Annotated in this window: 16 protein-coding genes, 2 tRNA genes and 1 pseudogene; 5 read left to right on the top strand and 14 right to left on the bottom strand. The window is 68.2% G+C overall.

All coding sequences use genetic code 11. From position 1 onward, the window contains the following. Window positions 1-2: 2 nt before the first annotated feature. The gene (gene lipB / locus MKK68_RS28650; protein WP_244033645.1) at window positions 3-734 is read right to left on the bottom strand and encodes a lipoyl(octanoyl) transferase LipB; all 732 of its coding nucleotides are present in this window, start codon (window positions 732-734) and stop codon (window positions 3-5) included. Between the two features lie 76 nt (window positions 735-810). On the opposite strand from lipB, the gene MKK68_RS28645 reads away from it, so the two are divergent. The 4 genes from MKK68_RS28645 (at window position 811) to MKK68_RS28630 (ending at window position 2,651) form a co-directional block, all read left to right on the top strand. Further along, a complete protein-coding gene (locus tag MKK68_RS28645) occupies window positions 811-1,119 on the top strand; it encodes a FliM/FliN family flagellar motor switch protein (protein ID WP_147728794.1) in 309 nt (102 codons plus the stop codon). A gap of 144 nt (window positions 1,120-1,263) precedes the next feature. Further along, window positions 1,264-1,348 (top strand) — tRNA-Leu (locus tag MKK68_RS28640). A gap of 430 nt (window positions 1,349-1,778) precedes the next feature. Then, a complete protein-coding gene (locus MKK68_RS28635) occupies window positions 1,779-2,174 on the top strand; it encodes a hypothetical protein (RefSeq protein ID WP_244033644.1) in 396 nt (131 codons plus the stop codon). Window positions 2,175-2,468: 294 nt separating this feature from the next. Next, window positions 2,469-2,651, top strand: a complete 183-nt coding sequence (locus MKK68_RS28630; RefSeq protein WP_147842154.1) for a DUF3606 domain-containing protein — start codon at window positions 2,469-2,471, stop codon at window positions 2,649-2,651. Between the two features lie 158 nt (window positions 2,652-2,809). Here MKK68_RS28630 and MKK68_RS28625 read toward each other — a convergent pair whose 3' ends face one another. The 5 genes from MKK68_RS28625 to rplJ all read right to left on the bottom strand — a co-directional run bounded on the left by MKK68_RS28625 (window position 2,810) and on the right by rplJ (window position 13,161). Then, window positions 2,810-3,289 (bottom strand): hypothetical protein, encoded by a 480-nt coding sequence (locus MKK68_RS28625; protein ID WP_244033643.1) that lies wholly within the window; start codon window positions 3,287-3,289, stop codon window positions 2,810-2,812. A 135-nt stretch (window positions 3,290-3,424) separates the two neighbouring features. Further along, window positions 3,425-7,636 carry a DNA-directed RNA polymerase subunit beta' gene (rpoC, locus tag MKK68_RS28620; protein WP_147727147.1) on the bottom strand — a complete coding sequence of 1,404 codons (4,212 nt, stop codon included), beginning with the start codon at window positions 7,634-7,636 and terminating at the stop codon, window positions 3,425-3,427. A gap of 179 nt (window positions 7,637-7,815) precedes the next feature. Further along, window positions 7,816-11,940, bottom strand: coding sequence for a DNA-directed RNA polymerase subunit beta (rpoB, locus tag MKK68_RS28615; RefSeq protein ID WP_243948747.1), 4,125 nt, complete (start codon window positions 11,938-11,940; stop codon window positions 7,816-7,818). 268 nt (window positions 11,941-12,208) lie between these two features. Further along, window positions 12,209-12,583 carry a 50S ribosomal protein L7/L12 gene (gene rplL, locus MKK68_RS28610; RefSeq protein WP_244033642.1) on the bottom strand — a complete coding sequence of 125 codons (375 nt, stop codon included), beginning with the start codon at window positions 12,581-12,583 and terminating at the stop codon, window positions 12,209-12,211. Window positions 12,584-12,642: 59 nt separating this feature from the next. Continuing rightward, a complete protein-coding gene (gene rplJ / locus MKK68_RS28605) occupies window positions 12,643-13,161 on the bottom strand; it encodes a 50S ribosomal protein L10 (protein ID WP_147727669.1) in 519 nt (172 codons plus the stop codon). Window positions 13,162-13,882: 721 nt separating this feature from the next. Between rplJ and MKK68_RS28600 the strand changes: the two genes are divergently transcribed. Then, a complete protein-coding gene (locus MKK68_RS28600) occupies window positions 13,883-14,884 on the top strand; it encodes an acyltransferase family protein (RefSeq protein ID WP_244033641.1) in 1,002 nt (333 codons plus the stop codon). 24 nt (window positions 14,885-14,908) lie between these two features. Here the strand turns inward: MKK68_RS28600 and MKK68_RS28595 are convergent, their stop codons facing one another. From MKK68_RS28595 to tuf, 8 genes and pseudogenes are all read right to left on the bottom strand, one after another. Beyond that, entirely contained in the window at window positions 14,909-16,552 is a 1,644-nt protein-coding gene (locus MKK68_RS28595) for a B12-binding domain-containing radical SAM protein (protein WP_147842160.1), read from the bottom strand. Between the two features lie 222 nt (window positions 16,553-16,774). Continuing rightward, complete coding sequence (rplA, locus tag MKK68_RS28590) at window positions 16,775-17,473, bottom strand: 50S ribosomal protein L1 (protein ID WP_147727672.1); 699 nt, start codon at window positions 17,471-17,473, stop codon at window positions 16,775-16,777. Window positions 17,474-17,485: 12 nt separating this feature from the next. Next, on the bottom strand, window positions 17,486-17,935 hold the full coding sequence (gene rplK, locus MKK68_RS28585; RefSeq protein ID WP_243935002.1) for a 50S ribosomal protein L11: 450 nt from the start codon (window positions 17,933-17,935) through the stop codon (window positions 17,486-17,488). A 235-nt stretch (window positions 17,936-18,170) separates the two neighbouring features. Further along, the gene (gene nusG, locus MKK68_RS28580; protein ID WP_147727676.1) at window positions 18,171-18,704 is read right to left on the bottom strand and encodes a transcription termination/antitermination protein NusG; all 534 of its coding nucleotides are present in this window, start codon (window positions 18,702-18,704) and stop codon (window positions 18,171-18,173) included. Window positions 18,705-18,764: 60 nt separating this feature from the next. Next, the gene (gene secE, locus MKK68_RS28575; protein WP_147727674.1) at window positions 18,765-19,061 is read right to left on the bottom strand and encodes a preprotein translocase subunit SecE; all 297 of its coding nucleotides are present in this window, start codon (window positions 19,059-19,061) and stop codon (window positions 18,765-18,767) included. Between the two features lie 182 nt (window positions 19,062-19,243). Continuing rightward, window positions 19,244-19,320, bottom strand: a tRNA-Trp gene (locus tag MKK68_RS28570). Window positions 19,321-19,382: 62 nt separating this feature from the next. Next, window positions 19,383-20,294 (bottom strand): hypothetical protein, encoded by a 912-nt coding sequence (locus tag MKK68_RS28565; protein WP_244033640.1) that lies wholly within the window; start codon window positions 20,292-20,294, stop codon window positions 19,383-19,385. A gap of 191 nt (window positions 20,295-20,485) precedes the next feature. Next, window positions 20,486-20,623: pseudogene (gene tuf, locus MKK68_RS28560) on the bottom strand (elongation factor Tu); the annotation flags it as partial.

Raw genomic sequence — 20,623 nt, 5'->3', positions numbered from 1 at the left:
CGCTATTCCGCCTCGTCCACGGTCGCCCCGAACACCGCCTCGAACCCGGCCCGCAGCTGCATGTCGACCTCCGGCATCGCGACGATGCGGCCGAGGTCGGCCAGGCTGGTCACGCCGTGGCCGCGGATGCCGCAGGGGACGATGCCGGAAAAGTCCGCGAGGTCGGGCTCGACGTTGAGGCTGATCCCGTGGAAGCTGACCCAGCGCCGCACGCGGATGCCGATCGCCGCGATCTTGTCCTCGACGGCGTCTCTGTTCTCCTGGCCCTTCTCCGGCCGCCGCACCCACACGCCGACGCGGTCCTCGCGGCGTTCGGCCCGGACGTTGAAGGCCTCGAGCGTCGCGATGATCCAGGCTTCCAGGCAGGCGACGTAGGCGCGCAGGTCCGTGCGGCGGCGGTTGAGGTCGAGCATCACGTAGGCGACCCGCTGGCCGGGGCCGTGATAGGTGTACTGCCCGCCCCGCCCGGTCCGGTACACCGGCAGCCGCGCCGGCGCGACGAGGTCGGCCTCGCGGGCCGAGGTGCCGGCGGTGTAGAGCGCCGGGTGCTCCAGCAGCCAGACGCATTCCGGCGCCAGCCCGCGCGCGATCGCCTCGGCGCGGGCCTCCATCCACGCGACGGCTTCCTCGTACGCGACCGGCGCATCGCTGATCCGCCAGCCCACCGGCGGAGAGCCCGCCCGCGGCAGGAAGGTGTCGGGCGCGATCGCGAGACGGTGCGCGGCGTTTACCAAGGCTTCACCCTTCGTCGGGAATGCTCTCCTTCCACCGGTCCGTGCCGGTGGCAAGGCGCATGGGGGCGGTGGACGCGTGGCGGTTCTGGAAGACCTCAAGGTCGATCTCACGGTGGTGCTCGGGCGCTCCCGCATGCCGCTGCACATGCTGCTGCGCATGGGACGCGGCGCGGTGATCGAGCTGGAGGCGACCGAGACCGACCTGGTCGAGATCCTCGCCAACGACCATCCCGTGGCCCGCGGCCAGATCGTGGTGACCGGCAACCGCATCTCGATCGAGGTGACGGAGCTGATCCGCAAGGCGGATTCGGTGCGCACGCCGGGCGTCACCATCGGCGACGGCGCCGTGCCGTTCCTGGAAAGCCGCCTGGAGCCGGCATCATAACTTCGGCCGCGGCACCGAATTGCCGCGCTGCGGCGCTTGTCGGATCGGGATCGATCTGGTATCCGCTGCGCCGCTCACCCGAGACGCCGGCCGCCGCAGCGGCCCCGATCTCGGAGAAGCAAACGGGACCCGACGGGTGCCGATGCGGCCATGGCGGAATTGGTAGACGCGCTAGCTTGAGGTGCTAGTCCTGCAAGGGGTGGAGGTTCGAGTCCTCTTGGCCGCACCAACGTTTCGATGTCGTACGTCGAAGCGTCGGTGCATGAAAAACGGGTTGTGGGCGGCCGCGCTCTTCGACGACGGCGCCCTTCGCGGCTCACACGAGAACCCGCATTCGAAGGCGCCCGAACGCCGGGCCCTGATTCTTCGCACGGACATCACGGCTGACTGATAAGCGCTCCTGAAAGGCCGATGATCGATAGATCTCGTGCGCGTTCGGTGCGTCGCCGCGTCCTGCTGACGTCGTCTGTCCTGCAATCTTCTCCGCCGGCATTTCGGCGCCGCCGGGCGGCGTTCGCCCACCGCGGTCGAGGAAGCTGAACGCTTGCTGCCGACGGGCTTCAGCGTCGGTCCAGCGATACCCTGCCAATCTTCTCCTCGACAGCCGAGGCCGGGGCTTCGGCACGATGCCGGCCCCGCGACGTGTCAGGAGATGGGCGATGAAGAAGATTGCTGCCGTCACAGCCGCCGTGCTCTTCGCGGCGAGCGGGTTCGGAACCACCGCAGCCGAGGCTCGGGGCGGCGGTGCCCTCGCGGCCGGCCTGATCGGCGGGCTCGCCGCGGGCGCACTCCTCGGTGCCGCTGCCGCGGAGGCGCACGCGGCGCCCGCCTACGGCTATGGCGACCCTGCGCCCGCCTACGGCTACGCAGATGCGCCCCCCGTGGTGCGCTATCGGCCCGCTCGCGTCGTCCGCTCATACGACGACGAGGTGGTCTACCGGACCACGCGGATCGTGCGCTCCGACGCGACGGATCCGGAAGGTTACGGCTATCGCGCCGCCGGGTACGGCGACCGCTGGCACTGCGACCGGCCGCACGGCTACGGCGGCTGGTAGCCGAAGAGGCGCCAGGGCTGCCCGAGGGGCGCGGGCAGCCCGCTTGCACCGCTCGGCACGCCGCGAGGCCCAGGCCTCGGGCTCCGGCACCCGGGCGGGGCTTCGGCGAAGTCCGAGATGCCCCGTCGAGGGTGAAACCCTTGACCGGTCCCGCCGCACCGCCGAAACATCGCCATCGACCGACCGGTCGTCCCGATCCATCCACCACGGCTCGTGCGCCGGCGCCGTGCCGACCTGCCTCGCTCATGCCGGGCGGATACGATCCCGGCGGCGACCCTGTTCTCGAAAGCGACCATGGCAGGCCTCAAGGACAAGCGCGGATTCATCGACAAGGATCGGCTCGATCTCTCCGAGCGGAAGGCGGTCGAGTACTGGATGAAGCGCTGGGGCGTGACGCAGGACCAGCTGACCACGGCGCACCGCAAGGCCGGGCGCATGATCAAGGACATCGCCGCCGAGCTCGGCAAGAAGCGCTGAGCGGGCCGGATCGGACGACCCCATCGCAGGTCCGCGCTGCTTGTGGCCGCGCGAGGAACCGGCCCACGTCGGTGCGAATGGATCCACCGGGGGGCGGGATCGACCGAAGCCGCCTGCAATCCTCATGGCCGCCCGAGGGCCGGCCGTGAGGATGTGCATCAGCCCTCGCTGTCGCGATTGAGGCCGAGGGCCTTCATCAGGTCGCCGATCGGATCGCCCTCCACCGGCTTGCCCGGCTGCGTCGCCGAGGCGACCGGGCTCGGAGCCTGCTGCTCGATCCGGGCCGTGGCCGGCCGGCCGCTCGCATTGGGCTGCGCCACCCTGCGAGCATGGACGTGATCGGCCTTCCGCACCGGACGCGCCTGCGGCTGATCCTCGAGCCCCGACAGGCTCGCCGTCATCGCGACGGGCAGGAGGGTGAAGGAGGCGGGACGCGCCAGCGTCGCTTCCGCCGTCTCGGCCTGCGACGCGCGCGCCGGCGGATCGCTCCAGGCCGTCGCGGCTTCGGCGGACGCGACGACGGAGTGTCCGCGGCGCGTTTCGAAGGCCGGATCGCGCGGATGCAGAACATGCGCGGCGGTGATCAATCCCGTAACGAGCACGGCGGTCGTGAGGATTGTGGACTTGACGTGTTCCATGATCTCAGAACGAACGGCCAAGGTCATGGTTCCGCTTGCCGCGGCCCCGACCTTCGGCCGGCATCGCCCAGCCCCCGAAACGAAAAGGGCGGCCCGCTGGGCCGCCCTTTCGCAGGTCGTAAATCGCTTCGCGGCCTACTCGGCCGCGGCCGAGGGCAGCTCGCCCAGCGGCCGGGCGCCGCTGTCGGACGCCTTCTGCTGGAGGATCATGCTGTCGCGGCGGCGTGCCACCGCGCGGATGTCGGCCACCATCGAGCCGGTGCCCGCGGGGATGAGCGAGCCGACGATGACGTTCTCCTTGAGGCCTTCCAGGTGGTCGATCTTGCCGTTGACCGCGGCTTCCGTGAGGACCCGGGTGGTCTCCTGGAACGAGGCCGCCGAGATGAACGACTTCGTCTGCAGCGACGCCTTGGTGATGCCGAGCAGGACGGGGACGCCCTGGACCGGCTTCTTGCCCTCGGCGAGGAGCTTCTCGTTGACCTCGGTCAGCTCCGTGCGGTCGATCTGGTCGCCCGCCAGGATGTCCGAGTCGCCGCCGTCGGTGATCTCGACCTTCTGCAGCATCTGCCGGACGATGACCTCGATGTGCTTGTCGTTGATCGACACGCCCTGGAGCCGGTAGACCTCCTGGATCTCGTTGACGAGGTAGGCGGCCAGCTCCTCCACGCCCTTGATCGCCAGGATGTCGTGCGGCGCCGGGTTGCCGTCGACGATGTAGTCGCCGAGCTCGACCACGTCCCCGTCCTGAAGGTGGATGTGCTTGCCCTTCGGGATCAGGTACTCGACCGTCTCCGAGCCGTCGTGCGGCGTCAGCGACAGGCGGCGCTTGTTCTTGTAGTCGCGCCCGAAGGCGATGGTGCCCGACTTCTCGGCGATGATCGCCGCGTCCTTCGGGCGCCGCGCCTCGAACAGCTCCGCCACCCGCGGCAGACCGCCGGTGATGTCGCGGGTCTTGGCCGAATCGGTGGAGACGCGGGCGAGGATGTCGCCGGCCTTCACCGAGCCGCCCGGGTCGTAGCCGATGATGGCGTCGACTGGCAGGAAGTAGCGGGCGTCCGAGCCGCGCGGCAGCTTGACCGGCTTGCCCTCAGCATCGACGACCACCATCGCCGGCTTGAGGTCCGAGGTGCGCGCCGAGCCGCGCCAGTCGATGACGACGCGCTTGGCGATGCCGGTCGACTCGTCGGTGGTCTCGGTGATCGACTGGCCGTCGACCATGTCCTCGTACATCACCACGCCGTCCGTCTCGGTGATGATCGGGCGGGTGTAGGGGTCCCACTCGGCGATGCGCTGGCCGCGCTTGACCTTGTCGCCGTCGTCGACCCGCAGGCGCGCGCCGTACTGGAGGCGGTGCACCGCCCGCTCCGTGCCGTCGGCGCCGACGATCACCACCGCCACGTTGCGGCCGGTGGCGATCAGGTCGCCGTCCGAGTTCTTGGCGATCGCGCGGTTGCGGATCTTGATCGTGCCCTCGAAGCTCGACTCGATGAAGGACGAATCCGCGATCTGCGCCGCGCCGCCGATGTGGAAGGTGCGCATGGTGAGCTGGGTGCCCGGCTCGCCGATCGACTGCGCCGCGATGACACCGACGGCCTCGCCCATGTTGACGGGCGTGCCGCGGGCGAGGTCGCGCCCGTAGCAGGTGGCGCAGACGCCCTGGCGGGTCTGGCAGACCAGCACCGAGCGGATCTTCACCTCCTGGATCCCGGCCGCCTGGATGGCGGGCAGGTGGCGCTCCTCGATGGTCTCGCCGGTCTTGACGATGACCGTGCCGTCCTGGGCGACGAGATCCTCCGCCGTGGCGCGGCCGAGGATGCGGATCGCCAGCGTCGCGACGACCTGGCCGGCATCGATGATGGCGCGCATCTTGATGCCGTTGGTGGTGCCGCAATCGACCTCGCGGATGACCGCGTCCTGCGCCACGTCGACGAGGCGGCGGGTCAGGTAGCCGGAGTTGGCGGTCTTCAACGCCGTGTCCGCGAGGCCCTTGCGGGCGCCGTGGGTGGAGTTGAAGTACTCGAGCACGTCGAGGCCTTCCTTGAAGTTCGAGATGATCGGCGTCTCGATGATCTCGCCCGAGGGCTTGGCCATCAGGCCGCGCATCGCCGCGAGCTGCTTCATCTGCGCCGGCGAGCCGCGCGCACCGGAATGGCTCATCATGTAGATCGAGTTGATCTGCTTGTCGGCGCCCTGGTCGTCCTTCTGGACGGTCGAGATCCGGAGCATCATCTCGGCGGCGAGCTTGTCCGAGCACTTGGCCCAGGCGTCGACGACCTTGTTGTACTTCTCGCCCTGGGTGATCAGGCCGTCGTTGTACTGCTGCTCATAGTCCTTCACCAGCGTGCGCGTGGTGTCGACGATGGTCCACTTGTTCTCCGGCACGACCATGTCGTCCTTGCCGAACGAGATGCCGGCCTTGAACGCGTGGTTGAAGCCGAGCGCCATGATGCGGTCGCAGAAGATCACCGACTCCTTCTGACCGCAGTGGCGGTAGACGGTGTCGATCATCGACGAGATCTCCTTCTTGGTCATCAGCTTGTTGACGACGTCGAAGGGCACCTTGGCGTGCAGCGGCAGCGCGCCGGACAGGATCACCCGGCCGGGCGTGGTGTCGTAGGTCTTGGTCAGCGGCTCGCCGTCGGGGCCGATGCCCTTCCAGCGCCACTTGATCTTCGAGTGCAGCTTCACCGACTTGGCGGCCAGGGCGTGCTCGAGCTCGCCCATGTCGCCGTAGACGCCCTGCATCGGGTTGGTCTTGTGGTCGGGCTGGAACGCGCCGACCAGGCCCTCGCCGACGATGGAGAGGTAGTACAGGCCGAGCACGATGTCCTGCGAGGGCACGATGATCGGCTGGCCGTTGGCCGGGTGCAGGATGTTGTTGGTCGACATCATCAGGACGCGCGCCTCCAGCTGAGCCTCGAGGCTCAGGGGGACGTGCACGGCCATCTGGTCGCCGTCGAAGTCGGCGTTGAACGCGGCGCAGACCAGCGGGTGCAGCTGGATCGCCTTGCCCTCGATCAGCTTCGGCTCGAACGCCTGGATGCCGAGGCGGTGGAGCGTCGGCGCGCGGTTGAGCATCACCGGGTGCTCGCGGATCACCTCGTCGAGGATGTCCCAGACCTCGGGCTTTTCCTTCTCGACGAGCTTCTTGGCCTGCTTGACGGTGGCCGAGAAGCCCTTGGCGTCGAGGCGCGCGTAGATGAACGGCTTGAACAGCTCGAGCGCCATCTTCTTCGGCAGGCCGCACTGGTGCAGCTTCAGCTCGGGGCCGACCACGATGACCGAGCGGCCCGAATAGTCGACGCGCTTGCCGAGCAGGTTCTGGCGGAAACGGCCCTGCTTGCCTTTGAGCATGTCGGCGAGCGACTTCAGCGGGCGCTTGTTGGCGCCGGTGATGACGCGGCCGCGGCGGCCGTTGTCGAACAGCGCGTCGACCGCCTCCTGCAGCATCCGCTTCTCGTTGCGGATGATGATGTCGGGCGCGCGCAGCTCGATCAGACGCTTGAGGCGGTTGTTGCGGTTGATCACGCGACGGTAGAGGTCGTTCAAGTCCGACGTGGCGAAGCGGCCGCCGTCGAGCGGAACCAGCGGGCGCAGGTCCGGCGGGATCACGGGGACGACGGTCAGGATCATCCACTCGGGCTTGTTGCCCGACATCTGGAACGCCTCGATGATCTTGAGGCGCTTCAGGAGCTTCTTCGGCTTCAGCTCGGAGGTCGTGGTGGCGATCTCCTCGCGCAGCGAGTCGGCGATGCCGTCGAGGTCGAGCTCCTGCAGGATGCGCCGGATCGCCTCGGCGCCGATCATCGCGGTGAACGAATCCTCGCCGTACTCCTCCTGGGCGCGCAGGTACTCCTCCTCCGACAGGAGCTGGCGCTCCTTGAGGGGGGTGAGGCCCGGCTCGATGACGCAGTAGGACTCGAAGTAGAGGATCCGCTCGAGGTCCTTCAGCGGCATGTCGAGCAGCAGGCCGATGCGGCTCGGCAGCGACTTCAGGAACCAGATGTGGGCGACCGGGGCGGCGAGCTCGATGTGGCCCATGCGGTCGCGCCGCACGCGCGCGAGGGTGACCTCGACGCCGCACTTCTCGCAGATGACGCCCTTGTACTTCATGCGCTTGTACTTGCCGCACAAGCACTCGTAGTCCTTGATCGGCCCGAAGATGCGGGCGCAGAACAGGCCGTCACGCTCCGGCTTGAAGGTCCGGTAGTTGATCGTCTCGGGCTTCTTGATCTCGCCGTAGGACCACGAGAGAATCTTTTCGGGGCTGGAGATCGAGATCTTGATCTGGTCGAAGCTCTGGGGCTGAGCCTGCTGGTTGAAAAGGTTCATGACCTCTTGGTTCATGATCCGCTCCTTGCTTGACGGGAACGCGCGCCCTGCGCCGGCGCCGTCCACGTCCTGAAATCAACTCGGCGCCGCGCCCTTCAAAGGCGCCGCTGGCCGTCGGCCCGTCCGGAGGCTCCGCCCCTCCCCGCTCGAACCGTGCCGGCGTTGGCGCCGGCACGGGAGGTGTCTTGTTTCGGCTACTCGGCCGCGTCGGCCGGCGGCTCCAGGGCGTCGTTGGCGGCCTTCTTGGACGAGGTCAGCTCGACGTTGAGGCCGAGCGACCGCATCTCCTTCACCAGCACGTTGAAGCTCTCGGGGATGCCGGCCTCGAAGGTGTCGTCGCCGCGGACGATCGCCTCGTAGACCTTGGTGCGGCCGGCCACGTCGTCCGACTTCACCGTGAGCATCTCCTGCAGCGTGTAGGCCGCACCGTAGGCCTCCAGCGCCCAGACCTCCATCTCGCCGAAGCGCTGCCCGCCGAACTGCGCCTTACCGCCGAGCGGCTGCTGGGTGACCAGCGAGTACGGGCCGATCGAGCGGGCGTGGATCTTGTCGTCCACGAGGTGGTGGAGCTTCAGCATGTAGATGTAGCCCATCGTCACCTTGCGGTCGAAGGCCTCGCCGGTGCGCCCGTCGTAGAGCGTCGACTGGGCCGACCGGTCGAGCCCGGCCATCTCCAGCATGGTCTCGATGTCGGCTTCCTTGGCGCCGTTGAACACCGGGGTCGCCATCGGCACGCCGCGGCGCACGTTGTTGGCGGCCTCGGCCATGTCCTCGTCCGACAGGCCTTCCAGCTCCGACGGGGAGTAGATCGCCTGCATCTCCTCCTTCAGCGGGCCGATGTCCTGGCTCTTCAGGTAGGCGTCGACCGCCTTGCCGACCTTGCGGCCGAGGCCGGCCGCGGCCCAGCCGAGGTGCGTCTCGAGGATCTGGCCGACGTTCATGCGCGAGGGCACGCCGAGCGGGTTGAGCACGATGTCGGCATGCGTCCCGTCCTCCAGGAACGGCATGTCCTCGATCGGCACGATCCGCGAGACCACGCCCTTGTTGCCGTGGCGGCCGGCCATCTTGTCGCCCGGCTGGATCTTGCGCTTCACCGCGACGAAGACCTTGACCATCTTCATCACGCCGGGGGGCAGCTCGTCGCCGCGCTGCAGCTTCTCGACCTTGTCGAGGAAGCGCTGCTCGAGGCGCTTCTTCGACTCGTCGTACTGCTTCTGCATCGCCTCCATCTCGGTCATGAGACGGTCCTCGACGACGGCGAACTGCCACCATTGCGAGCGCGGGTACTCGTTGATGAGCTCACGCGTCAGCGTGGTCTCCTTCCTGAAGCCCTTCGGGCCGGCGATCGGCGCCTGGCCGATCAGCACGCCCGAGAGGCGGGCGTAGGTGTTGCGGTCCAGGATCGCCTGCTCGTCGTCGCGGTCCTTGGCGAGGCGCTCGATCTCCTCGCGCTCGATCGCCTGGGCGCGCTCGTCCTTGTCGACGCCGTGGCGGTTGAACACCCGGACCTCGACGATCGTGCCGGTCACGCCCGGGGGGACCCGGAGCGAGGTGTCGCGCACGTCGGACGCCTTCTCGCCGAAGATCGCGCGGAGGAGCTTCTCCTCCGGCGTCATCGGGCTCTCGCCTTTCGGCGTGATCTTGCCGACGAGGATGTCGCCGGCATGGACCTCGGCGCCGATGTAGACGATGCCGGCCTCGTCGAGGTTCTTCAGAGCCTCCTCCGAGACGTTCGGGATGTCGCGGGTGATCTCCTCCGGGCCCAGCTTGGTGTCGCGGGCCATCACCTCGAACTCCTCGATGTGGATCGAGGTGAACACGTCATCCTTCACGATCCGCTCGGAGAGCAGGATCGAGTCCTCGAAATTGTAGCCGTTCCACGGCATGAACGCGACGAGGACGTTGCGGCCGAGCGCGAGCTCGCCGAACTCGGTGGACGGGCCGTCGGCGATTATCTCGCCCTTCTTCACCGGCTCTCCGACGCGAACCAGCGGCTTCTGCGTGATGCAGGTCGACTGGTTGGAGCGCTGGAACTTCTGCAGGCGGTAGATGTCGACGCCGGGCTTGGTGGCGTCGGCCTCCTCCGTCGCGCGGATGACGATGCGGGTGGCGTCCACCTGGTCGACGATGCCGGAGCGGCGGGCGGCGATGGCGGCGCCGGAGTCGCGGGCGACCACGGCCTCCATGCCGGTGCCGACGAACGGCGCGTCGGCGCGCACCAGCGGCACCGCCTGCCGCTGCATGTTCGAGCCCATCAGCGCGCGGTTGGCGTCGTCGTTCTCGAGGAACGGGATCAGCGCCGCGGCGACCGACACGAGCTGCTTCGGCGACACGTCCATCAGGTCGACGCGCTCCGGCCCGACGACGATCACGTCGCCGGCGCGGCGGCAGACCACCAGCTCCTCGGTGAGCTTCTTGTTCTCGTCCATCTGCGCGTTGGCCTGGGCGACGTAGTACTTCGCCTCCTCCATCGCGGAGAGGTACGAGACCTCGTTGGTGACGACGCCGTCCTTGACCCGGCGGAACGGGGTCTCGATGAAGCCGTACTTGTTTACCCGCGCGAAGGTCGCGAGCGAGTTGATCAGGCCGATGTTCGGGCCTTCCGGCGTCTCGATCGGGCAGATGCGGCCGTAATGGGTCGGGTGCACGTCGCGCACCTCGAAGCCGGCGCGCTCGCGGGTCAGGCCGCCCGGGCCGAGCGCCGAAAGGCGGCGCTTGTGCGTCACCTCGGAGAGCGGGTTGGTCTGGTCCATGAACTGCGACAGCTGCGACGAGCCGAAGAACTCGCGCACGGCCGCGGCCGCAGGCTTGGCGTTGATCAGGTCCTGCGGCATCACCGTGTCGATGTCGACCTGGGACATGCGCTCGCGGATGGCGCGCTCCATGCGGAGCAGGCCGAGGCGGTACTGGTTCTCCATCAGCTCGCCGACCGAGCGCACCCGGCGGTTGCCGAGGTGGTCGATGTCATCGATCTCGCCCTTGCCGTCGCGCAGCTCGACGAGCGCCATGACGACCGCCAGCATGTCCTCCTTGCGGAGCGTGCGGACGGTGTCCTCGGCGTCGAGGTCGAGGCGCATGTTCATCTTCACGCGGCCGACGGCGGACAGGTCGTAGCGCTCGCTGTCGAAGAACAGCGAGTGGAACATGGCCTCGGCCGTCTCCAGGGTCGGCGGCTCGCCCGGGCGCATGACGCGGTAGATGTCGAACAGCGCGCCTTCGCGGGCGGAGTTCTTGTCCACGGCGAGCGTGTTGCGGATGTAGGGGCCGATGTTGACGTGGTCGATGTCGAGCACCGGGATCTCGGCGACGCCGACCTCCTCGAGGCTCTTGAGCAGCTTCTCGGAGATCTCCTCGCCGGCCTCAGCCCAGATCTCGCCGGTGTTCACATCGACGAGGTCCTCGGCGACGTACTGGCCGACCAGGTCCTCGTCGGTCGCCTTGAGGAACTTGGTCCCTTTCTCGGCGATCTGGCGGGCGTTGCGGGCGTTGAGCTTCTTGCCGGTCTCGAGCACGACCTCGCCGGAATCGGCGTCGATCAGGTCGACCGAGGCCTTGAAGCCCTTCAGCCGCTCGGCGTCGAACGGCACGCGCCAGTCGGCGCCGTCCCGGTCGTAGACGACCTTGTTGTAGAAGGTCGACAGGATCTCCTCGCCGGACAGCCCGAGCGCGTAGAGCAGCGACGTCACCGGCAGCTTGCGCTTCCGGTCGATGCGGACGTGCACGATGTCCTTGGCGTCGAACTCGACGTCGAGCCAGGAGCCGCGATACGGGATGATCCGGGCGGCGAACAGCAGCTTGCCCGAGGAGTGGGTCTTGCCCTTGTCGTGGTCGAAGAACACGCCCGGGGAGCGGTGCATCTGCGAGACGATGACGCGCTCGGTGCCGTTGACGATGAAGGTGCCGTTCTCCGTCATCAGGGGCATGTCGCCCATGTAGACGTCCTGCTCCTTGATGTCCTTGACCGACTTGGCCGCCGTGTCGGGATCGACGTCGAACACGATCAGCCGCAGGGTCACCTTCAGCGGGGCCGCGAAGGTGATGCCGCGCTGGCGGCACTCGTCGACGTCGTATTTCGGCTGCTCGAACGTGTAGCGGACGAATTCGAGGAGCGCCGTCGAGGAGAAGTCCGAGATCGGGAACACGCCCCGGAACACGCTCTGCAGGCCCTCGTCGCCGCGGCCGCCCTCGGGCTCGTCCATCATCAGGAACTGGTCGTAGGACGCCTTCTGAACCTCGATGAGGTTCGGCATCTCGGCGACTTCCTTGATCTTGCCGAAGAACTTCCGAATGCGCTTGCGACCGACCAGCGTATTGGCCATGTGACCTCGCTCCACCATCTTCGCGTCCTGGTCGCCCGGGGAAGTCTCGCCGACTCCCGCGCCGGGCCATGGCTCGCGTCCCGCCGGACCGCGCCACCCGAATTCATGATCTCGATCGGCTCGTTCCGAGCCGGGACCCGTCTTAGGGTCCGCCGGCCGCCGAAGCGGCCTCAGCCCGCGGGTGCGAACACCCGCGGGCTGCGGTCACGGCCGGCTCCCGAGGGAACCGGCCGCGCGGTGACGGGCCGGGGATCGGCCCATCGTCGGCTTACTTGAGCTCGACCTTGGCGCCGGCCTTCTCGAGCTGCGCCTTGAGCTTCTCGGCCTCGTCCTTGGCGACCGACTCCTTGACGGCCTTCGGGGCGCCCTCGACGAGGTCCTTGGTTTCCTTGAGGCCGAGGCCGGTGATCGCGCGGATCTCCTTGATGACCTCGATCTTCTTGTCGCCGGCGGCGGTGAGCATAACCGTGAACTCGGTCTGCTCCTCGGCGGCGGCAGCCGGGCCGGCGGCCGGGCCGGCAGCCACGGCGACGGCGGCGGCGGCCGAGACGCCCCACTTCTCCTCGAGCATCTTGGCGAGGTCGGCGGCCTCGAGAACGGTCAGCGACGACAGGTCGTCGACGAGCTTGGCAAGATCAGCCATGGTGATGATCCTCTAACGATATCGGTGTGAAGGGATGGGTTTGAAAGGGGAAACGACCGTCAGGCCGCTTCGTCCTTGGTGGCATAGGCTCCGAACACGCGGGCGAGCTTGGCCGCCGGCGCATTGACGACCTGGGCGATCTTGGTCGCGGGAGCCTGGACGAGGCCCACGATCTTGGCGCGCAGTTCGTCGAGGGACGGGAGCGAGGCGAGGGCCTTCACGCCGTCCGGGTTCAGAGCGGTCGCGCCCATGGCGCCGCCGAGGATCACGAGCTTGTCGTTGGCCTTGGCGAAATCCACCGCCACCTTGGCGGCCGCGACCGGATCGCTCGAATAGGCGAGCAGGGTCGGGCCCTTCAGGAGGGGCTTGATGGAGGCGACGTCCGTGCCATCGAGAGCGATGCTGGCGAGGCTGTTCTTCGCGACCTGCACGGTGGCGCCGGCGAGCTTCATCTGCGAACGCAGCTTCTGCATCTCGGCGACCGTGAGGCCTTTGTAGTGGGCCACGACGACGACGGCGCTCTTTGCGAACACGCCGTTGAGCGTCGAGACGAGATCAGCTTTTGCTGTCCTGTCCACTGGGGCTCTCTCCGGTTGGGCGGAACCCGAGAATGGGTCCGCCGGTTGCACGTGCCGCCCGGGACGGATCTTCGGCCTCATGGAAGCCGAAAACGTCCTGGACGACGCTTCACGGCCCTGTCCCCCGGTGCCGCCCCCGCGAGGGGTGCGATGCCTAAGGGCTGAGATGGTTCAAACCGATGCCTTCACGCCGTCCCTAATCGGTCGGGCGCTTCGAAAATGCGGTCTTCCCCGTCTGTGCAGGCTGGGGGATTAAGCCGGCGAACCGGCACCTGCAGTCTCGGACAGGACATGGCCGGACGCGGCCCTCAGAGGTTTTCACCCCTCAGGTCCTGCCGGCCATCGACGCCCGGTCACCCAGGCGGCGTCTCGATACGGAACCCGACCGGGCGGACGGGCTCCCTGAACAAACATGAAAATTGCGTGGAGCGCGGTGTATAGAGGCAAGCAAGCCGCCTGCCAAGGGCCGAGACGCGACTTTTCCGACTTAGGCAAACGCGCGGTGTCCTCGGGTGGCCGAGCTCCTACCCGAGCCGGTCGATGGCTCCGAGCGGCTTCTCGGACGGACTCTGCGTTGGATCTGCGATTCGGTGCGGATGGTCGGCCTTCTCCGACGCTTGATAAGCTCTCCACCGGGCTGCCGGATTTCGACCGATTGCGCTGAAGGTTCGGGCGTCGTCATGGCCGTGTGCCGTCGCATCCCGACCTCGAGGCGAGTCCCATGCAGCGCGTACAACGGCAGGACTGGATCGACGTCGCGCGCGGCATCGGGATCATTCTGGTCGTGTTCGGCCACGTCCTCCGGGGAACCGTCAAGGCGGGGATCGTGCCTGACACATCCGCGACCCAGTGGGTGGATTTCGGTCTGTACACCTTCCACATGCCGCTGTTCTTCTTCCTGGCCGGACTGAACCTGCCCGGCAGCCTGCGACGCGGACGGGTGCCGTTTCTTCAAGCCAAGCTCTGGACGATCGGCCTTCCCTACGTGATCTGGACGTTCATCCAGGGCAGCGTGATGATCCTGCTGGCGCAGGACATCAACACGCAGGTCGCTTCCGCCGACCTTCTCGCCTTCCCGTACCGTCCCCTCGGACCGCTTTGGTTTCTCTACGCCCTTCTGATCTGCCACGTGCTGGCCGCCATGATTCCCGATCGCAGACTGTTCGCTGCCATCGCGGCGGCGGGATTCGTGATCTTCTTTCAACTCCCGGAGGTTCCAAGCCTCGCGCTGACCCTGCACAACCTTCCGTTCTATCTCGCAGGTGCCTATGCCGGGCACGCCGTGGCGGCTTGGCGGACGCCGGTGAGCCGGTCGGGGATCGCACTCATCTGGACGGGCTTCGCCGTGGCGGTCGTGGGTGCCTGGACGGTCTCCGGCTTCAGCCCGATGGCGCTAGCGGCGCTACCTGCCTGTTGTCTCGGCATTCTCGGCGTCGTGTGGGTGAGTAAGCGTATCGGTGGCGGCGCGCTCGCCACGGTCGGCCTGCTCTCGCTCTCGATCTTCGTCATGCACTCGCTGGCCGCGGCCGGCCTGCGCGTGGCCATGACGCGCCTGCACGTCCCGCCCGACCCCATGGTCTACCTGATCTCGGGGACGGCCTTCGGCATCCTGGGCCCGATGCTCGCACATCGGCTCCTCGCCCGATGGAACACGCTGTCGGTGTTGGGGCTCGAAGCGCCGCCGTGGCGCCACCGCATCGCCGTCTCGGACACAGCCCGGTAACGTCTCGACGGTCGGCCCGCTCGGTTAGGCTGCCTCGCGCTCCGGCACGAAGCGCTTGCGCGCGTTCTCCCACCACGAGCGCTGCCGCGCCGCCTCGGTCTCGGCGGCCTTGGCCGCGTAGAACGAGGCGTTGTGCTCGCCGCGCAGGGCCTCGCGGGTGAAGCGGATCAGGTGGTGGGCGACGAAGCCCATGTTGAACACCGCCTCGATCTGCCCACGCCTCAGGGCGTAGACGGCCGCCGACCAGAACGGCTTGCGGTAATCCGAGAAGATGCCCACCCGGGTGATGATGTTGAACCCGAGGATCAGCCCGCGGCGCAGGTTGGTGAAGGTCAGCTTGCCCTTCGTCGGGGTGACGATGCGATTCGGGTAGGTCGTCGCGCACTGGTGCTTGAAGCGCTCGAAGATCTTTTCCGGCGCGTAGGCGTGCGCGATCGCCCGGCGCCAGCTCGACACCACGGTGTCGTGCGGGCGCTTGAACAGGACGTTCGACTCGAGCGCCGCGTCGTGGACGAGGCGCCCTTCCCGCTGCAGCCGGTCCCAGAGCGGCGTCTTCGGCAGGGCCTGGAGGATGTTGATCGTCAGGACGGGGATGCCCGACTTGTCGATGAAGTCGATCAGGTACTGCTCGGAGGCGTCCGAGTCGGAGTCGAGACCGAGGATGATGCCCGACGTCACCTCGAGGCCGTAGGAGTTCAGCGTCTCGATCGCGCCGTACATCGGCACGGCGGCGTTGTGGGTCTTGTCGATGCCCTTGAGCGCGTCCTCCTCCGGCGTCTCGATGCCGACGAACACGGTCATGAAGTTCGCCTGCCGCATCAGCTCGAGGATCTCGGGCTGCTTGGCCATGTTGAGGGTCGCCTCGCAGGCGAACTGGAGCGGGTAGTCGTTCTTCTTCTGCCACGCGACGAGGTGCGGGAGCATGTCCCGCGTCGCCTTGCGGTTGGCGATGAAGTTGTCGTCGACGAAGTAGACCACCGCCGGGTGGCCGGGCTGGCTGATGATCGCGTCGAGCTCGGCGCACATCTGCTCGGGGCTCTTCAGCCGCGGCTGGCGCCCGTAGAGCTGCGGGATGTCGCAGAACTCGCAGCGGTAGGGGCAGCCCGAGGAGAATTGCAGCGAGCCGATCAGGTAGCGCTTCAGCGGGGCCGCCTCGTAGGCCGGCGCCGGGAAGTCCGAGAGCGGCAGCCGCTCCTTGGTCTCGAGCCGGACCTGGGACGGGGGCCGCGCCAGGTCGCGGTCGAGGATCGCGACGAGCGCGTCCGTGGCGTCGCCGATCTCGCCCATGTGGAGGTAGTCGAAGTCGGGATACTTCTCGGGTGCGCCGGAGACCGAGGGGCCGCCGAGCACCGTCACCTTGCCCGCGGCGTGCGCGCGCTTGGCGATCTCGTGGATCTGCGGCTCCTGGATGTGCATGCCCGACACGAACACCGCATCGGCCCAGGCGAACTCCTCAGGGGTGGCGCGCTTGATGTTCTCATCGACGAACCGGCACTCCCAGGTCTCGGGCATGTAGGCCGAGATCAGCAGAAGGCCCTGGGGCGGCATGAACGCCTTCACGCCGCCCATCAGCGGGTAGGCGTGGGAGAAGGTCCCGAAGGACGGCGTGTAGGCGGGGAAGACGCACAGGATGCGTCGCTGAGTCTGAACGGAGAGGTTGCATCGCATGGCGCCCTATTTAGCACAGCTGCGACCGTTGGCGCCCCCCTTCGCCGCGGCAATCTGCATCGTGATCGCCGGGTGCGGGGGCCGCTCCGCGGGGCTGTCTGCGCAGGGCCTCGGATCGCCCTCGGCCGACGCTTCGGGTGTCCGGGACCCGGCACGACGCGCAACGAAAAACGCCCGGCCGCAGGGGCCGGGCGCTTCGATCGTGTCGTCGTAGCGGGACGGTCAGGCGCCGAGGACGGAGCCCGGCTCGACCTTCACGCCCGGGCCCATCGTCGAGGTGACGGCGATGCGCTGGATGTAGGTGCCCTTGGAGCCGGCGGGCTTGGCCTTGGCCACCGCGTCGGCGAACGCCTTGATGTTCTCGACGAGCTTGGCCTCGTCGAACGAGACCTTGCCGATGCCGGCGTGGACGATGCCCGCCTTCTCGACGCGGAACTCGACCGAGCCGCCCTTGGCGCCGGCGACCGCGGACTTCACGTCCATGGTGACGGTGCCGACCTTCGGGTTCGGCATCAGGCCGCGGGGGCCGAGCACCTTACCGAGCCGGCCGACGAGCGGCATCATGTCCGGGGTGGCGATGCAGCGATCGAACTCGATCTTGCCGCCCTGGACGATCTCGAGCAGGTCCTCGGCGCCGACGATGTCGGCACCGGCCGCCCGGGCGTCGTCCGCCTTGGCGCCGCGGGCGAACACCGCCACCCGCACCGTCCGGCCGGAGCCGTTGGGCAGGTTGCAGACGCCGCGGACCATCTGGTCGGCGTGGCGCGGGTCGACGCCGAGGTTCATCGAGACCTCGACGGTCTCGTCGAACTTGGCGTTGGCCTTGGCCTTCACCATCGCGATCGCCTCGGCGATCCCGTAGAGCTTGGTCGGGTCGATGCCCTCGCGGGCGGCGCGGATGCGCTTGCCTTCGTGTGCCATGGTGCCCTCCCCTTACGCGGTGACTTCGAGGCCCATGGCCCGCGCGGAGCCACGGATCATCGCGACGGCGGCATCCACCGAATCGCAGTTCAGGTCGGGCATCTTCTTCTCGGCGATCTCGCGAAGCTGCGCCTCGGAGACCGTGCCGACGGTCGGGCCCTTGCCGGGGGTCTTGGAGCCGGAGGCCGGCTTCTTGCCGATCTTCAGGCCCGCGGCCTTCTTCAGGAAGAAGGTGACCGGCGGCTGCTTCATCTCGAAGGTGAAGCTGCGATCCTGGTAGGCCGTGATCACGACCGGGATCGGGGTTCCCTTCTCGATCTGCGCGGTCTTCGCGTTGAAGGCCTTGCAGAATTCCATGATGTTGAGGCCGCGCTGACCGAGCGCGGGACCGATCGGCGGCGACGGGTTGGCGGCGCCGGCCGGGACTTGAAGCTTCACGTAGCCCGTGATCTTCTTCGCCATGGGACTGCTCCCAAATGATTGCGCGCCGCCGGGCTGCCTGAGGCTCGGTCGGACGGGCGGTTGCAGGTCGCGGTGCGGACCGTTGGCCCCGGCGGCGAACCGGGCGGGCCTTCCGCGGGCTTTCGCGAACAGGAAGCAGCGAAGACGGAATGGGCGGGCCGGTGCATCGCATCGGCCGATCCGAAAGGGCGCGGTGCCCTCGATCCGCTATTCGCTCCTCCCGATCCGCTCTACGTCAGGCCTTCTCGACCTGGGCGTATTCGAGTTCCACCGGGGTGGCGCGGCCGAAGATCGACACGGCGACCTTCAGGCGCGAGCGGCTCTCGTCGACTTCCTCGACGGTGCCGTTGAACGAGGCGAAGGGGCCGTCGGCGACGCGGACGGTCTCGCCGATCTCGAAGGAGATCGACGGCTTCGGACGGTCGACGCCCTCGGCGACCTGGCCCTTGATCCGCTCGGCCTCGGCGTCCGGGATCGGCACCGGCTTCGACTTGTCGGCGCCGAGGAAGCCCGTCACCTTCGGGGTGTTCTTGATCAGGTGGTAGACCTCGTCGGTGAGGTCGCACTTCACCAGCACGTAGCCGGGGAAGAACTTCCGCTCCGCGTCGACCTTGCGGCCGCGGCGGACCTCGACGACCTTCTCGGTCGGGACCATCACCTCCTCGAAGAGGTCCATGAGCCCACGCTGGGCCGCCTGATCCTTGATGGACTGGGCGACCTTGTTCTCGAAGTTCGAGTAGGCGTGGACGATGTACCAGCGCTTCGACACGGTTCTGATCGACTCCTGCATGTTCGCGTCGGGCCGGGGCCCGCGGACGGTGTGTGTTGCCTACAGGCCCAGGATCAGGCCGACGAGGTAGCGAAGGCCCTGATCGACCACCGTGAAGAACAGGCTCGCGACCACCACCATCACGAAGACCATGATCGTGGTGACCGTGGTCTCCTTGCGGGTCGGCCACGTGACCTTGCGGCCCTCGTCGCGCACCTGCCCGAGGAACTCCAGCGGGCCGACGCGCTTCGGCGCGGGCCGGGCCGGCGGAGCGTTGCGCTGCGGCGGCTGGGAAGCCGCGCCGCGGACCGGGCTGCGCGCCGGATCGGCCTTCTTGGTCGCTTCGTTCGATGCCATGGCGTCAGGAACCGGGTTTCGAGAATGACGACGGGTTCGGAAGCTCGCCCGAACGAGCCCGAACCGACAGCCGACATCGATCTCGGAGTGCGCCCGCTCTAGCGCAAGTCGTCGGGGTTGTCGACAGCCGCGGCGCGTCGCGAGCGTCAGGAGCGTGGCTTGGAACGGCAGGAAATGCAGACTGGCAGGAGTGGAGGGACTCGAACCCGCAACCTCCGGTTTTGGAGACCGGCGCTCTGACCAGTTGAGCTACACTCCTATCGCGACGCCCAATGCCCGATCGGGCGCCGGGATGCAAGAGCCGGGAACGCCGGAAATGCGTCACCGACCGTGATCGGCCCGCTCCGTCACCGTCAGCGGGCGCAGTCCCGTTCGGTCGAAGCGGAAGAGCTCGTCGCTGCGGCCGTAAGGGCCCTTCCGCAGCCGGTCGCGCACCTCCGCGGCGAGGCCGATGCGGGCCTTGCTGTCGGCGGGCCATGCCATCAGCAGGTCGCGGGTCGGGATCGCGACCGTGATGCCATCGGCTTTCAGCGCCGTGCGGATCTCGTCCAGATAGCCGGGCAACATCAACCGCGCGGCGTCGTAGTCATCGCCGGCATTGGTCATGGCGAGGATGGGGGTGCCGCCGTCGACCGCGAGGGCGAACGCGGCCTCCTTCGAGGCCGCGGCGAGGTTGGCCAGCGCCGGAACCTCGATGGCGGTTCGGATCGCCGCGGCATCGACGCCCCACCCTTCGAGCATCGGCCGGGTCAGGTAGCGCATCCGGTCCGCCCCATCGATGACGTAGGCCACGACCAGGGTCTCCGAGAAGGTCCGCGTGGCGAGGTCCGGCACCTGGGCGAGGATCGCGCGCGGCAGGAGCTGCGGGCGCAGCTGCGCCCGGATCGCCGCGAGGCTCGGCTCGCCGGGCAACGGCGCCGCGTCCATGCCCTTCAGCGCGGTGACGAGATACGCTTCGATCATCCGCCGGCGCGCGTCGCCGGCCAGCGGGGCGACCCGCGGATACAGGTTGGTGAGGGCGATCGTGCTGCGGCCGACCAGGATCTGTCCCGGATCACGGTCGGGGCGGATCTCCGCGCCCGGCCGGATCGCCCGCAGGATGGCCGCCACCTCGTCGCGGAAGCGTCCGTCGCTCAGGGCGTCGGCACGGGCCGGGCAAATCAGGATCGCGCTCGCGGCGGCGGCGAGCCACAGGCGGCGCGTCGGCCACGGAAACCCGATGGCGGTGTTCATTCCTGGGGCTCCGCGGCTCGTCGCGGATGGCAGGAAAATAAACCGACGGCTCCCTGTCAAGCTCGGGGTCGGCAGGGAGGGATGGAATGCCGATGTCAGGCGGTGACAACGGGGTCGCGAGCCGATCCCGCGGCCTCCGCGACGAGACACGGCCGGCGAAGACCGCCGGCCGTGCCGAATCGCTCGAGCGACTACGCGTTGATGGCGGCGACGACGCCGGCGCCGACGGTTCGGCCGCCCTCGCGGATGGCGAAGCGCAGCTTCTCCTCCATGGCCACCGGCACGATCAGCGTGACGTCCATGGTCACGTTGTCGCCCGGCATCACCAT

The organism is Methylobacterium sp. E-016, assembly GCF_022829745.1.
In the GTDB taxonomy this organism is placed as follows: domain Bacteria; phylum Pseudomonadota; class Alphaproteobacteria; order Rhizobiales; family Beijerinckiaceae; genus Methylobacterium.
Note: the sequence above shows the minus strand (reverse complement) of the source record. Positions and strands in the feature narration are given on the sequence as shown.

What these genes read in the sequence shown, in the direction of transcription:
- MKK68_RS28635 (WP_244033644.1), top strand. Translation starts at nt 1,779, where the DNA reads ATGAAGAAGATTGCTGCCGTCACAGCCGCCGTGCTCTTCGCGGCGAGC.
- MKK68_RS28630 (WP_147842154.1), top strand. Translation starts at nt 2,469, where the DNA reads ATGGCAGGCCTCAAGGACAAGCGCGGATTCATCGACAAGGATCGGCTC.
- MKK68_RS28625 (WP_244033643.1), bottom strand. Translation starts at nt 3,289, where the DNA reads ATGGAACACGTCAAGTCCACAATCCTCACGACCGCCGTGCTCGTTACG.
- rpoC (WP_147727147.1), bottom strand. Translation starts at nt 7,636, where the DNA reads ATGAACCAAGAGGTCATGAACCTTTTCAACCAGCAGGCTCAGCCCCAG.
- rpoB (WP_243948747.1), bottom strand. Translation starts at nt 11,940, where the DNA reads ATGGCCAATACGCTGGTCGGTCGCAAGCGCATTCGGAAGTTCTTCGGC.
- rplL (WP_244033642.1), bottom strand. Translation starts at nt 12,583, where the DNA reads ATGGCTGATCTTGCCAAGCTCGTCGACGACCTGTCGTCGCTGACCGTT.
- MKK68_RS28600 (WP_244033641.1), top strand. Translation starts at nt 13,883, where the DNA reads ATGCAGCGCGTACAACGGCAGGACTGGATCGACGTCGCGCGCGGCATC.
- MKK68_RS28595 (WP_147842160.1), bottom strand. Translation starts at nt 16,552, where the DNA reads ATGCGATGCAACCTCTCCGTTCAGACTCAGCGACGCATCCTGTGCGTC.
- rplA (WP_147727672.1), bottom strand. Translation starts at nt 17,473, where the DNA reads ATGGCACACGAAGGCAAGCGCATCCGCGCCGCCCGCGAGGGCATCGAC.
- rplK (WP_243935002.1), bottom strand. Translation starts at nt 17,935, where the DNA reads ATGGCGAAGAAGATCACGGGCTACGTGAAGCTTCAAGTCCCGGCCGGC.
- secE (WP_147727674.1), bottom strand. Translation starts at nt 19,061, where the DNA reads ATGGCATCGAACGAAGCGACCAAGAAGGCCGATCCGGCGCGCAGCCCG.
- MKK68_RS28565 (WP_244033640.1), bottom strand. Translation starts at nt 20,294, where the DNA reads ATGAACACCGCCATCGGGTTTCCGTGGCCGACGCGCCGCCTGTGGCTC.